Below are 14,640 nucleotides of genomic sequence, written 5' to 3' on the forward strand. Positions count from 1 at the left end.
TAAATATATCAATTGAGTGTTAAAGAGGAGAATTTAAATGGCTGATAAAGATAAAAGACAAAAAGCTTTAGATGAAGCATTGAAGAAAATTGAAAGAAGTTATGGAAAAGGTTCGATTATGAAAATGGGTGAAAAAATAGATACAAAAATTTCAACCATTTCTAGTGGATCACTTCAACTTGATGTAGCTTTAGGAGTAGGTGGATATCCTAGAGGAAGAATTGTTGAAGTATATGGTCCAGAATCATCAGGAAAAACAACTGTTGCTTTGCATGCAATTGCAGCAGTTCAAAAACAAGGTGGTGTTGCAGCTTTTATTGATGCTGAACATGCTTTAGATCCGGAATACGCACATAATCTAGGCGTTAATATTGATGATTTATTTTTATCACAGCCAGATACGGGGGAGCAAGGATTAGGCATTGCGGATGCATTGGTTTCATCTGGAGCAATTGACATAGTAGTCATTGACTCAGTGGCTGCACTAGTTCCACGAGTTGAAATAGATGGAGAAATGGGAGATTCACATGTTGGTTTACAAGCGCGTTTAATGTCTCAAGCACTTCGTAAATTATCAGGATCAATTAATAAAACTAAAACAATCTGTATTTTTATTAACCAAATTCGTGAAAAAGTTGGTGTGATGTTTGGAAACCCTGAAACTACGCCAGGTGGACGTGCATTAAAATTTTATTCAACAGTCCGTTTAGAAGTTCGTCGTGCTGAACAAATTAAAGATGGCGCGGATATCGTGGGGAATAAAACACGAATTAAAGTAGTTAAAAATAAAGTTGCACCACCTTTCAAACAAGCGTTAGTTGATATTATGTATGGAAAAGGTATTTCACAGTCTGGAGAATTAATTGATATGGCTGCGGAATTAGATATCGTTAACAAAGCGGGTTCTTGGTATAGTTATGGTGAAGAGCGAATTGGACAAGGACGCGAGAACGCTAAAAAATATATTGAAGACAATCCAGCAGTCTTTCAAGATATCGATATTAAGGTAAGACAGCATCATAATATACCAATTGTCGAACGTGATGTCTCAGCAGTTGTTCTACCAAAAGATAAAAAAGAGCAAGTAGAACTTCCAGTTGAAAAAGAAGAAGTTATTGAAGAAAGCTAGTCATCAAAATAAACACTCGCTTTGGCAAAGATTGTCAAAGCGAGTGTTTTTTAAATTTTAAAATACACAATCAAATTAACACATTGTATTAAAAATTGATTGCTTTATTAGAATGATTAAAGGTTAGCAAATAAATTAATTAGACTAATTTCTTTATAATTATTATTGTTATTTTTAATGAATATGGATTAATAATTGAAAACGGTATATCATTGACTTTATTAGCTAGAAACGCTATGATTAGAGATGTGCATAAATCATTACGCATATTAACATTTTAAATTAAACAATTGGACGGAGGTGACTACATGAAAGTCAACGTATTAACAGTTTCCTTCGCGATAATTGCTTTAATTTTAGGATGTCTCGTAGGTTACTGGTTAAGAAAAAGTCAACACGAAAAAGAAATTTTAGGTGCTAAAAATTCAGCAGCAGCTATTTTAAATGAAGCAACTAAAGATGCAGAACGTTTAAAAAGAGACGCACTGGTTGAAGCACGTGAAAAAAGTCATCGTTATAAAGATGAAATTGAAAAAGAACTAAAACAACGACGACAAGAACTAGCACAACAAGAAAAGCGATTACTCCAAAAAGAGTCGAATTTAGATCGTAAAGACAATAATTTGGAGAAGCGTGAGCTGACATTAGAAAAGCGTGAAGAAGATTACTTAACACGTGATCATCAACTAAAAGAAAAAGAGATTCAAGCTGATGAATTAATTGAAGCACAAAGTAAAGAGTTAGAACGTGTCGCCATGCTTTCTCGTCAAGAAGCACAAGAGATAATTATGAAAACTCTTGATCAAGAGTTAGAACACGAAAAAGCAATCACCATTAAAGAATCAATTCAATCAGCTAAAGATGAAGCAGAAGTTCGTGCAGCTAATATTGTTTTAGAAGCGATTCAACGTTCTTCAGCAGATTTAGTAGCTGAACGTACAGTGTCAGTTTTATCTTTGCCTAGCGACGATATGAAAGGTCGTATTATTGGTAAAGAGGGACGTAATATTAGAACATTGGAAGCCTTAACGGGAATTGACATTATTATTGATGAGACACCAGAAGCAGTCGTTTTAAGTGGATTTGATCCAGTTCGACGCGAAGTTGCGAGACTAACGTTGGAAAAATTAATTTCAGACGGAAGAATTCATCCGGCTCGTATTGAAGAGATGGTTGAAAAATCTCGTAAAGAAATGGAAGTTCGAATTCGTGAAGCAGGAGAACAAGCTGTTTTTGAATTAGGAATTCAAGCTTTACATCCAGATTTAATTAAATTATTGGGTCGATTACACTATCGAACAAGTTATGGTCAAAATGTGTTAAATCATAGTATTGAAGTAGCTAAGTTAGCAGGAGTTATGGCGAGTGAATTTGGCCAAGACCCACAGCTAGCTAAGAGAGCAGGATTATTACATGATATTGGGAAAGCAATTGACCGAGATGTTGAAGGATCACACGTGGAAATTGGGACAGAACTAGCTCGTAAATATAATGAGCATGAAATCGTCATAAATTCTGTGGCGTCTCACCATGGAGATATTGAACCAAACTCAATGATCTCAATATTGGTACAAGCTGCTGATGCTTTATCTGCAGCAAGACCAGGAGCTCGTAGCGAATCACTTGAAACATACATACATCGTCTAGAGCGTTTGGAAGAAATCGCAAATGAAGAAGACGGCGTGACAAAGAGTTATGCAATTCAAGCAGGTCGTGAAATTCGGGTAATTGTAGAACCAGATCAAATTAATGATGCTAAAGCGACTATTTTAGCTCGTGATATTAAGAATAAGATTGAAGAAGAACTTCAGTATCCAGGACATATTAAAATTACAGTAATTCGCGAAACGCGTGCCGTAGAGTATGCGAAGTAGTCAAAAGGAGCACTCAGGTGCTCCTTTTTATTTTTTATAAAACGATTTGACCATTTCTATTTGATAATTTTGTCAGAATTTATATGAAAAGAAAGAATATGTTATAATAATTAACGAGTGTTTTTCAGCAAAAGATAGAGTTTAAAAGGAAGTGATAGGATGAGTAAAACAACACCGATGATGCAACAATATCAAGAAATAAAGAGTCAATATCCAGATGCTTTTTTATTTTATCGTTTAGGTGACTTTTATGAGTTATTCAATGAAGATGCAATTAAAGCAAGTCAAATACTAGAAATTACATTAACAAGTCGGAATAAAAATGCTGAAAATCCTATCCCGATGAGCGGTGTGCCGCATCACTCGGCTAAAGAATATATAAAAACATTGATTGATAAAGGATACAAAGTTGCAATATGTGAACAAATGGAAGATCCTAAATTAACAAAAGGCATGGTTAAGCGGGAAGTTGTTCAAGTCATTACACCGGGAACTTATCTAGAAGATGATGATCATCGTCAATTAACTAATCGGTATTTAGTTTCATTAGTAAAAGTAAAAGATGATTATGGAATCAGTGCAGTAGATTTAGGTACAGGAGAATGGATTGCAACAGAAGTTTCATTGTCGAATCTTTCGACAGAAATTGCTAGTTTACATCCAACTGAAATATTAGTTGTCGATCCTTTAATTTTAGATTCAATTGATGAACCACTATGGCGTGACGTATTAGTGAGTACGGTAGAAATAAGTGACCAATTACCAATGCTTACAATTGCCAATGGTCAAACTATTCCAGAATCGAGTCGCTATAGTGCTAAAGTAATTATGAGTTATTTGATGCAAACACAAAAGAAACAAATGACTCATTTAAAACCGATTGAATACTATAAACCAAATCATGCGATGTATTTAAGTCTAGAAGCTAGAGAACATTTAGAACTCATGCAAAATTATCAACGCAAGTCAAAAAAAGGATCATTACTAAATGTATTAGATCGAACTCAGACAGCCATGGGAAGTCGATTATTAAAGAAATGGATTGAGAAGCCACTAATTAATGTTCATGAGATATCAAGAAGACAAAATGGCATTCAGATGTTTGTGGATCACTATTTTGAATTAATGGAGATTAAAGAATATTTAGAACGTGTTTACGATTTAGAACGTTTGGTGACACGTTTGTCATTAGGCAGTATACGTCCTCGTGATTTAAAACAGTTAGAACGTTCATTAAAAAATTTACCATCTTTATTTGAAACAATAAAAATGATTGATGGTGATGCACTTTGGTTAGAAAAAATTGATGAAATCATGAGTGTATTAGTATTAGGAGATTGGATTGAAGAAATTATTGTTGAAGATCCGCCATTAACATTTAAAGATGGTGGCGTAATTCGAGATGGTGCTAACGAAGAATTAGATCGTTATCGTGATATTATTTTACATTCGAAAGAGTGGCTACTTCAAATTCAAGAAAGAGAACGACAAAAGTCGGGAGCGAAAACGCTTAAAATTGGCTTTAACAAGGTATTTGGTTATTATATTGAAATTACAAAAGCACAGTTAAATCATGCAGATGTGACTGGGTATGAGCGTAAACAAACATTAACCAATGCGGAACGCTTTATTACTGAAGAATTAAAAGAATTAGAGACAGATATTTTGAATGCTGAGGCAGAAATTGAACGACTTGAATTGAAAATATATGAAAAATTACGTCAAAAACTATTACCATATCAAGAACAATTACAGAAATTAGCTCAACTTGTAGCAGAAATTGATGTAATACAAGGATTTAGTCAAATTGCTCAAACTAATCAATATGCTCGACCAATTATTAATGAAAAGGATCGTTCAATACATTTGAAAAATGCGCGACATCCTGTAGTAGAAGAAGTATTAGAAGCAGGTAAATTTGTCCCAAATGATATCATTTTAAGTGATGCTCAACGAATACAAATGATTACAGGACCTAATATGGCTGGGAAATCAACGTACATGAGACAAGTTGCACTTATAATATTAATGACTCAAATAGGTAGCTTTGTACCGTGTGAATCTGCAACTTTACCTATTTTCACTAAATTATTTACGAGAATTGGTGCCAGTGATGACTTATCTACCGGTAAAAGTACTTTTATGGTTGAAATGATGGAAACAAAAGAAGCTTTAATAAATGCTGATCGTTACAGTTTAATTTTATTTGACGAGATTGGACGAGGGACGGCGACTTATGATGGGATGGCTCTAGCCCAATCTATTATCGAATATTTAGCAAAAGAAATTCCAGCCGTAGTTTTATTTTCAACACATTACCATGAATTAACAAACCTATCTGATGAATACGCTGGCATTCAAAATGTACATATGGAAGCCTTAGAAGAAAATGGACATTTATCTTTTTCACATGTAGTAAAAGAAGGATCAGCTGATAAAAGTTATGGTATACATGTTGCAAAATTAGCAGGAATGCCCAATCAAGTTGTAGAGAGAGCGCATAATCTACTAAGAATATTCGAAGATAAAGAGTTACCACGTTTAGAAAATATTCGGAATAATAATCATGCGTCTGTTATTACGACGGATTCTACTTTATTGAAACGTCATGATGAGTTAAAAAATAAAATATTAGCAATCAATTTGTACGCGCAATCACCATTAGATGTCCTAAAACAACTAGAAGAGTTGCAAAAGGAGTTGAACATGAATGAGCAAAATTAAAGAGTTAAGCATTCAATTAACTAATCAAATTGCGGCTGGTGAAGTAGTGGAGCGACCAGCATCGGTTGTGAAAGAATTAGTAGAGAATGCAATTGATGCGAAAGCAACAAGTATTATTATTAAATTAAAATCAAGTGGCTTGGAATCGATAGAAATTATCGATAATGGAGAAGGCATGGATGAAACCGATGCAGTCAGAGCTTTTGATCGTTACGCTACAAGTAAAATAAGTCAACAAGAAGATTTATTTCGTATCAAAACATTAGGTTTTCGTGGAGAAGCATTGCCAAGTATTGCTTCGGTCAGCGTGATTGAATTAGAGACATCGGATGGAATGAACGGAACGGGTGTAAATATCGCATTTGGGACAATTAAAGAAGTTCGTAAATTAGCGAAGAAAAAAGGAACAAGTATAAAAGTATCGCAATTGTTTGGTAATACGCCTGCCCGTTTACGTTTTATGAAAACACTTCAAACAGAATTGAAACATATTATCGATTATGTTAATCGTTTAGCGCTAAGTCGATCAGATATTCAATTTGAAGTATGGCATGATGAACAATTGCTTATGAAGACGCCCGGTAACGAACAACTCATTCAAGCGATTGCTGGAATATATACACCAAAAGTTGCTCGACAATTGTTGCATATTTCTGGTGAAAAAGATGACTTTAAAGTAGATGGATATATTTCACCACCACTGTTAAGTCGTTCCAATCGACATTACATCTCACTATTAATTAATGGACGATATGTAAAACATTTCCCCTTATTTCAAGCCATTGAACGTGGTTATGGCACAACATTAATGACGAGAAGATATCCCATTGTCGTGTTAAGTGTGACGACTGATCCAATGTTAGTTGACGTTAACGTACATCCAAGCAAATTAGATATTCGATTAAGTAAGTCAGAGCAATTAGAACAATTACTTATTGAATTAATTAAATCGAAAGTTCAACAAACTATTCGTATTCCAGAGAGTAACACATCAGAAAAGTATGTTAAACCAATCAGACGGGTTCAAGATAAATTGGATTTACCCTTTAATCATTTAGAAGAAATTCACCATAATAATCCACCTCATGTTAAGCAATTAGCTGATATGAAACAAACGGATGATTATGATGCTAAAGAAGATAGAGAAATGACCGATATGGAGTTAAATCAAGTATCAAGTTACTCTTATAATGCAAGTAATGTAGATGAACCGATTCAAACATTAATAGCCAAAGAAAGCATTTCTGAAAATTATAAGGACTATACGGTTGAACATGATGAACCAACTACTCGTCAAACGAGTGAAATAAATGACCAATTAAAAAATACTTCTCAATTACCTCATTTAGAATATGTTGGACAAATTCATGGAACATATTTAATTGCTCAATCAGAAGATGGGTTTTATCTAATAGATCAACATGCTGCAAAAGAGCGAATTCAATATGAAAAAACGTTAAAACGGCTTAGTCATCCGATAATTAAACAGCAACAGTTATTATTGCCTGAAATTATTCATTTAAGTCGAGACGAACACTTATCCGCATTAGAGAAAAAATCTATTTTTGAACAATTAGGTATTCTATTTGATGACTTTGGGGGTACGGATTTAATATTTAACTCTTATCCGAATTGGATGAATCAACAGACTTTAGTAAATGATTTAACCTTTATCGTTAGTCAAGTGGTTCATGGAACAGTTAAATCCATTCAAGATATCCGAGATAGTCAAGCAGCGATGATTAGTTGTAAATCATCAATTCGAGCGAACCATTACATAAATGATCACGAAGCAAGTGAATTAATTAGTGAACTATTGACAGTTGAAAATCCATTTAATTGTCCGCATGGTCGTCCGACAATCGTTCATTTTTCAACTTATGAAATTGAACGACTGTTTAAACGGATTCAAGATTAATCAAACTAGTTAAAGATAAACATAATGAAAGAGGGATAATATGTCAAAATTTGAAAAAGAAATTAAAGCATTAGATGAAATTAGTTATAAAGTAACACAAGAAGCACATACAGAACGACCATTTTCTGGCGTATATGATGAATTTGATGAACGAGGTATTTATGTTGATATTGTGAGTGGGGAACCTCTCTTTTCATCTAAAGATAAGTACGATGCGGGCTGTGGTTGGCCTAGCTTTACACAACCGATTAAAAAAAGAGTAATCTCTGAACATCGAGATACATCGCATGGTATGGAACGCACAGAAGTAAAAAGCAAAGAAGCAAGTAGCCATTTAGGACATGTATTTACTGATGGACCAGAAGAAGCTGGTGGATTAAGATACTGCATTAATTCTGCAGCATTAAAATTTATTCCCTATGACGAGATGGAAGAAAAAGGATACGCAGAATATAAAGAATATGTATAAATTATTAAATGAGGTCGGTGAGAGTTTGTGTTGTATGATTATTTAATTGGCAAATTAGTTCATTTAACGCCAAAGACGGTTACATTAGAAGTTAATCAAATAGGTTATTTAATATATCTGCCGAATCCTTATGCTTTGCAAGATCGTATGAATGAAACTTTAAAAATCTATGTACATCACGCAACAAGAGAAGATGATGAAAGTTTATACGGTTTTTTAGATCATGAAGATCGTTTATTGTTTGAGCAATTAATTAGTGTATCTGGTATTGGACCTAAAAGTGCTTTGGCGATAGTAGCAAGTGAACACTTTGATGGATTTGTGACAGCAGTTGAAAATGCAGATCAAAAATTTTTAACAAGATTTCCAGGGGTTGGGAAAAAAACAGCAGCACAAATTATTTTAGATTTACAAGGAAAACTAGTCGCTTCTACGCAATCAATTGTTGAACAAATTCCACAATCATTAATAGATATGAGTTTAGCGTTAGAATCACTAGGATACTCTAAACGAGAAATAATTAAAGTAGAAAAAGAATTAAAAGATATAGCGAAAACTACTAATACTCAAACTTTATTAAAACAAGCATTTAAATTATTATTGGATAAATAAAAGAGGCATTGAGGAGGAGAAAAATGACAGATTCATTTAATGAATGGACGAATGAAGAGCAATTAACTGATCATCTGAATGATGAGCGAATCGTTGCATCCACTTCAATTGAAGATGATGAACAATTAACACTTCGCCCTCAATATTTAAATGAATATATTGGGCAAACCTCTTTAAAAGAAGCATTAACCGTGTATATTACAGCCGCTAAACAGCGAAAAGAAGCATTAGATCATGCTTTATTTTATGGACCACCAGGACTAGGGAAAACGACATTAGCCTTTGTAATTGGTAATGAATTAGGCGTTAATGTTCGAACAACTAGTGGACCTGCTATTGAAAAAACAGGGGATTTAATTGCCATTTTAAGTGAGCTACAAGCAGGCGATATTTTATTTGTTGATGAGATTCATCGATTGCCTAGACAAGTGGAAGAAGTATTGTATAGCGCAATGGAAGATTTCTATGTAGATATTGTTGCTGGTACTGGTGCAAGTGCACAAAGTATTCATTATCCATTGCCGCCATTTACGTTAATCGGAGCGACAACTCGAGCGGGTCATTTATCTGCTCCGTTACGTGACCGTTTTGGAATTATAGAACGCATGAATTACTATACACATGAAGAACTTCAAATTATTGTTAAGCGTTCAGCAACTGTATTCAATAGTTTGATTGATGACCAAGCAGCTTTAGAAATTGCCATTCGTTCGCGAGGCACTCCACGTATTGCCAATCGATTAATGAAACGTATTCGTGACTTTAGTCAAGTTGCGAAAGAGGATATGATTAGTTTACAATTAGCACGTCAATCACTTAGATTATTAGGAGTAGACCAAGCAGGTTTAGATGAAGTTGATCGTCGCATGTTGCTTGCAATGATTGAATTTTATCAAGGTGGTCCAGTTGGCTTACGCACATTGGCAGCTAATATTTCAGAAGAACAAGAGACAATTGAAGATATGTATGAACCTTATTTATTACAACAAGGATTTATACGACGCACACCACGAGGGCGAGTAGTAACAGATAAAGCATATTCACACTTAAATATAAAAAGGAATTGAGGGACTTTTTTGAATTACACAACAGAAGATTTTAATTTTGATTTACCAGAAGAGTTAATCGCACAAACACCTTTAAAAGATCGATCGAGCTCACGATTAATGCATTTGATAGTTGATCAAGAATCTATTTCAGATCAACATTTTACAGATTTAACAAGTCATTTGAAGGCAGGTGATGTTCTTGTCTTAAATAATACGCGAGTACTTCCTGCACGGTTGCATGGGGTAAAGGAAGAAACAGGCGGCCATATTGAACTTTTATTACTGCATCAAGAAGAAAATGATGTATGGGAAGTGTTAGCGAAACCCGCTCGTCGTGCTAAGGTTGGAGCTATTATTGATTTTGGAGAAGGTATTTTAAAAGCAGAGGTCGTTGAAGATTTATCTGAAGGTGGAAAAAAAGTACGGTTTATTTATGACGGTGTATTTCTTGAGAAATTAGAAGAGTTGGGTGAAATGCCTTTACCGCCATACATTAAAGAAAAATTAGACGATCAAAGTCGTTATCAAACAATTTATGCAAAAGAAAATGGTTCGGCTGCTGCGCCTACTGCCGGATTACATTTTACACCTGAATTAATGCAAGAAATTGAAGCAAAAGGTGTTGAAATTGCATATGTTACATTACATGTTGGCCTTGGTACATTTCGTCCAGTAAGCGTTGAAAATTTAAATGATCATAAAATGCATGCTGAATATTATCATATTGATGAGGATACTTGTCGAATTTTAAACAAAGCAAGAAAAGAAGGGCGTCGAGTGATTGCTGTTGGAACCACTTCTATTCGTACATTGGAGTCTGTTGTTTCAAGTCGTGACGACTTATTTGTCCCAACTAGTGGATGGACCGATATTTTTATTTCTCCAGGCTATTCATTCCGAGCTGTTGATGCGTTTGTAACTAATTTTCATTTACCTAAATCAACATTGATTATGTTAGTTTCCGCATTTGGTGGACGTGATTTTATTTTAAAAGCATATCAACATGCTGTTAATGAACAATATCGTTTCTTTAGTTTTGGAGACGCTATGTTTATTGAAACTTCTCGAAGCAAAAATTAAAAGCTGGTGAGCATTGCTCCCAGCTTTTTTGATTGTATCGAATATGTTAAGATAGATTTAAATCATTTGACTGTTTTGGGTTTAATCCAGTCCATTAAAAAGCTAATACATACGACCATTACTACTTCAATAACTGCTGTGATACATGCACCGATAAAGTTATATGTACCACCCATTAAGGAAGCACCTAAAAAGAATGTCATTTGAGTTAATATAAACGCCCAAAAGAACACGACTAAATATTTCATTTGACTGCCCCATTTCTATTACTAATCTCGTTTCAAATTTATTTTAACGCAAATTATCAAGGAAAGGAAGTGTTTCATATGATAACGCCGATTGACGTTCAAAGTGATTACTCATTTTTAAAAAGTGCATTAACTATTACTAAGTATGTTCAATCTGGACAAGATTTAGGATATGAAACATTGGTACTTGCTGACCAAGATTCTATGATGGGAGCGATTCGTTTTCAAACAGCTTGTTTAAAGGCTCACATTAAACCGATTTTTGGCTTATCCCATCAGTTGTCGTTTGAACCTGTTTCAGAACAATTAAGTGGTTGGGCAGATGGTATTTTTATAGCCTTAACTAATCGAGGATATCGTCAATTATTGAAATTAAGTACGCAACCTGATGATAAATTCTACTGGTCATATCTTCAATCAATGAATGAATGGAAAGATGATCTTGCATTTATTTTTAAATTACCCTCTCAAGCAAATAGTTCATATTATCATCAACATTTAAGTTATATGAACCATTTAGCCAAAGGTAATCAATCAATTTATTTCGGAATAAACACTTATGAAACAGATCGTTCTTTCTGGGAACAAATCAATCAATATGATGCATTACAACCAATTGCACTTCAAACCGTTCGATATATAAACCCGCAAGATGAAATGAGCTTACAAGTTCTTCGTTCCATCGATCAGTCGGATGCTCTTGAGATAACTCAACGATTGGATGGTCATCAATTTTTTATTACTAAGCGAATTTTTAGTCAAAATTTCTCAAATGATTATATATTGCAAGAAGCACTCAAAAATAATGAGCAATTAATGAAACGGGCTGTAGTTAATATACCGATTAATCAAAAATTGCTTCCTCGCTTTACAGATGAATATGTTGCTCAAAAATTAAAAAAGGCAACAACCGATCATCATCAAATTGTGCAAGAGTATTTAAAAAAATTGTGTTTTGAGCGTTTAACTGATTTACAATTTGATGCGGACGAACGTTATATCCAACGCCTTCAATATGAATTAAAAGTGATTAATCAAATGGGTTTTTCTGATTATTTTTTGATTGTTTGGGATTTATTAGAATATTCACGCTCACAAAAAATTGCCACGTCTCCAGGTAGGGGATCAGCTGCCGGTTCATTGGTCAGTTATTTACTACAAATTACTGGTTTGGATCCGATAAAATACGATTTATTATTTGAACGTTTTCTAAATGAAGAAAGATTATCAATGCCTGATATTGATTTGGATTTCCCAGATAATCGTCGAGATGAGATTTTTAAATACGTTGCCGAAAAATATGGAGAAGACCACGTTGCACAAATTGCTGCGGTAGGTACATTTAAAGCACGCCAAGCGATTCGTGATGTCGCACGTGTAGCAGGTTTAGCGACTGAACAAATCAATCAAATAGCTAAACTAATTCCTAAAACTTTGAATATTACGTTGAATGAGGTGTATGACCAATCTGTGCCGTTTAAACGATTAATCAATGAGACAGCAGTAAATCAAAGAATCTTTGAAATAGCTTGTCAAATTGAAGGGATGGCGCGACATTTAACAACACATGCTGCAGGAATTGTGATTAGTGAAGAACCTTTGACACATTTTACAGCACTCTATAAACGACCAGATCAATTATTACCACTCACTCAAATGCAAATGGGTGAATTGGAACAAATCGGTCTATTAAAAATGGATTTATTGAGTATTCGTAATTTAACGATTGTAGACTGGGTGGTTCAAGAAATTAATCGACATCAAACTTTTAACGTAGCAGATATTCCATTAGATGATGCGGCTACTTATGAATTATTTAAAAAAGCCAATACGGATGGCGTCTTTCAATTTGAATCAGATGGAATCAAACGCGTTTTAAAGCAAGTCCAACCGCAGTCTTTAGAAGAGTTATCTGCTGTGAATGCTTTATTTCGTCCAGGACCAATGGAGCAAATTAGTTTATATGTCCGTCGAAAATTTAAAAAAGAACCAGTGAAGTACATTCATCCCTCCATTAAACCTTTGCTCGAAAAAACTTATGGAATTATGATTTATCAAGAACAAGTGATGCAAGTAACCGGTCAAATGGCCAGTTTTTCTTTAGCAGAAGCGGACATCTTAAGACGAGCAATGAGCAAAAAATTGCCACATGTGATAGAAGAAAAAAGAGGTGCCTTTGTAAAAGGTGCGATGAATAATGGATATACTCAATCAGAAGCACAAGAAGTATTCCATTTTATTGAACGCTTTGCTAATTATGGATTTAATCGATCACATGCAATGGCATACTCTCTGTTGGCATACCAAATGGCATATTTAAAAACTCATTATCCTGCAGAATTTTATTTTGCTTTACTGGAAAATGTTAATCTATCATCCGACAAAGGAAAAAAATATATTAGCGAATTAAGAGAAGCAAATATTCAAATTAAAGGTCCTGATATTAATTATTCGAGTTTCAAGACAACATTAAATAATAAAACTATCCAGCTAGGACTTTCTTTTGTGAAAAGTGTTCCAAAAGATTTAGTCAAGCAAATTATAGCTGTTAGAAATCGTCAAGGCCATTTTGAATCGTTAGAACAAGTATTAACGGTTGTTGATAAAAAATATCAGACAACCGATCATTTTACACCTTTAATTTTATCTGGAGCATTTGATTCACTCAAGGTGACACGACATACAATGATTGCTACTTTACCTGCATTAATTGAACAATTTCAATTGTTTGGTTCAAATAGTTTACTATCACAAAAAGAATTAGGAATTGTTTATAAAGAACGAGAAGAATTTCCTTTAGTCGAACGTTTAGATCAAGAAAATGAATTTTTGGGATTAACCATTAGTCCTCATCCAATTGAGTCAATGGAGTGGATAAAAAAAATCTCTCATTGCACGAAGCTAATCAAAGCTAAAGGACAAAAACAACGGTTTGACACGATTGTATATGTTCATGATATTAAGCGAATACGAACGAAGAGTGGAGAACCTATGGCCTTTATGACAGTTAGTGATGAGACTAGTCGAGTGGAGTTGATTGTTTTTCCAAAAGATTATTATCAAATGATGACAAAAATAGATGCCCATCAAATTATTTATATACAAGTTAGAGGAGATCTATCTAAATCGAAAGATTGGCAAATGATTTTAGAGCAAGTATATGACTTAGAATTGATTAAAAAAAAGATCAGTGCTCAAGATAAACGTTTATTTATTAATTGGTCAGAAAATTTTTCGGATAAAATGAATCAAGTCATCAAATTACTTCAGAAATATCCCGGCTATTCAGATGTGATTTTTGTACAACAGCCATTAAGAAAACCATTCCAACTAAAACAAGTGAAACAAGTTGAAATTACCAACCAATTAGTTCAAGAATTAAAAGACAAGTTAGGTGAAGATAATGTAGCAACTAAATAATTATCAAAATTTAGCTTAAAAAAGTTGCAAATAAAATAGAAAACGCCATGAAAACGTTTAATATCACCAAAAAGAAAGACAAGTACATCTTTTTTTGATATGATTAGTAATGGAACT

The 14,640-nt window shown here is 33.9% G+C and carries 10 protein-coding genes; 9 read left to right on the forward strand and 1 reads right to left on the reverse strand.

Annotated features, from left to right (window positions below; translation table 11 throughout):
• The first annotated feature begins 37 nt into the window (after positions 1-37).
• From recA to queA, 8 genes are all read left to right on the forward strand, one after another.
• Complete coding sequence (gene recA / locus L866_RS0101730) at positions 38-1,129, forward strand: recombinase RecA (protein ID WP_025728553.1); 1,092 nt, start codon at positions 38-40, stop codon at positions 1,127-1,129.
• A 308-nt stretch (positions 1,130-1,437) separates the two neighbouring features.
• A complete protein-coding gene (gene rny, locus L866_RS0101735) occupies positions 1,438-3,003 on the forward strand; it encodes a ribonuclease Y (RefSeq protein WP_025728555.1) in 1,566 nt (521 codons plus the stop codon).
• A 159-nt stretch (positions 3,004-3,162) separates the two neighbouring features.
• A complete protein-coding gene (mutS, locus tag L866_RS0101740; RefSeq protein WP_025728558.1) occupies positions 3,163-5,727 on the forward strand; it encodes a DNA mismatch repair protein MutS in 2,565 nt (854 codons plus the stop codon).
• On the forward strand, positions 5,714-7,645 hold the full coding sequence (mutL, locus tag L866_RS0101745) for a DNA mismatch repair endonuclease MutL (protein ID WP_025728560.1): 1,932 nt from the start codon (positions 5,714-5,716) through the stop codon (positions 7,643-7,645). Before mutS ends, mutL begins: the two co-directional genes overlap by 14 nt.
• Positions 7,646-7,685: 40 nt before the next feature.
• A complete protein-coding gene (gene msrB / locus L866_RS0101750) occupies positions 7,686-8,114 on the forward strand; it encodes a peptide-methionine (R)-S-oxide reductase MsrB (protein ID WP_025728562.1) in 429 nt (142 codons plus the stop codon).
• 27 nt (positions 8,115-8,141) lie between these two features.
• Positions 8,142-8,726 carry a Holliday junction branch migration protein RuvA gene (gene ruvA / locus L866_RS0101755; protein WP_051452835.1) on the forward strand — a complete coding sequence of 195 codons (585 nt, stop codon included), beginning with the start codon at positions 8,142-8,144 and terminating at the stop codon, positions 8,724-8,726.
• A gap of 23 nt (positions 8,727-8,749) precedes the next feature.
• Positions 8,750-9,793: a Holliday junction branch migration DNA helicase RuvB gene (gene ruvB, locus L866_RS0101760; protein WP_211236674.1), complete on the forward strand. Its 1,044-nt coding sequence runs from the start codon at positions 8,750-8,752 to the stop codon at positions 9,791-9,793.
• A gap of 9 nt (positions 9,794-9,802) precedes the next feature.
• A complete protein-coding gene (gene queA / locus L866_RS0101765; RefSeq protein WP_025728567.1) occupies positions 9,803-10,855 on the forward strand; it encodes a tRNA preQ1(34) S-adenosylmethionine ribosyltransferase-isomerase QueA in 1,053 nt (350 codons plus the stop codon).
• A 62-nt stretch (positions 10,856-10,917) separates the two neighbouring features.
• Here queA and L866_RS0101770 read toward each other — a convergent pair whose 3' ends face one another.
• Positions 10,918-11,103 carry a DUF2929 family protein gene (locus L866_RS0101770; RefSeq protein ID WP_025728569.1) on the reverse strand — a complete coding sequence of 62 codons (186 nt, stop codon included), beginning with the start codon at positions 11,101-11,103 and terminating at the stop codon, positions 10,918-10,920.
• A 78-nt stretch (positions 11,104-11,181) separates the two neighbouring features.
• Between L866_RS0101770 and L866_RS08350 the strand changes: the two genes are divergently transcribed.
• A complete protein-coding gene (locus L866_RS08350; protein WP_025728571.1) occupies positions 11,182-14,523 on the forward strand; it encodes a DNA polymerase III subunit alpha in 3,342 nt (1,113 codons plus the stop codon).
• The last annotated feature ends 117 nt before the right edge of the window (positions 14,524-14,640 follow it).

Source organism: Atopobacter phocae ATCC BAA-285 (genome assembly GCF_000526675.1).
GTDB classification, from domain to species: Bacteria; Bacillota; Bacilli; order Lactobacillales; family Aerococcaceae; genus Atopobacter; species Atopobacter phocae.

Coding starts and splice junctions, on each gene's coding strand:
- recA (WP_025728553.1), top strand. CDS start 38: ATGGCTGATAAAGATAAAAGACAAAAAGCTTTAGATGAAGCATTGAAG.
- rny (WP_025728555.1), top strand. CDS start 1,438: ATGAAAGTCAACGTATTAACAGTTTCCTTCGCGATAATTGCTTTAATT.
- mutS (WP_025728558.1), top strand. CDS start 3,163: ATGAGTAAAACAACACCGATGATGCAACAATATCAAGAAATAAAGAGT.
- mutL (WP_025728560.1), top strand. CDS start 5,714: ATGAGCAAAATTAAAGAGTTAAGCATTCAATTAACTAATCAAATTGCG.
- msrB (WP_025728562.1), top strand. CDS start 7,686: ATGTCAAAATTTGAAAAAGAAATTAAAGCATTAGATGAAATTAGTTAT.
- ruvB (WP_211236674.1), top strand. CDS start 8,750: ATGACAGATTCATTTAATGAATGGACGAATGAAGAGCAATTAACTGAT.
- L866_RS0101770 (WP_025728569.1), bottom strand. CDS start 11,103: ATGAAATATTTAGTCGTGTTCTTTTGGGCGTTTATATTAACTCAAATG.
- L866_RS08350 (WP_025728571.1), top strand. CDS start 11,182: ATGATAACGCCGATTGACGTTCAAAGTGATTACTCATTTTTAAAAAGT.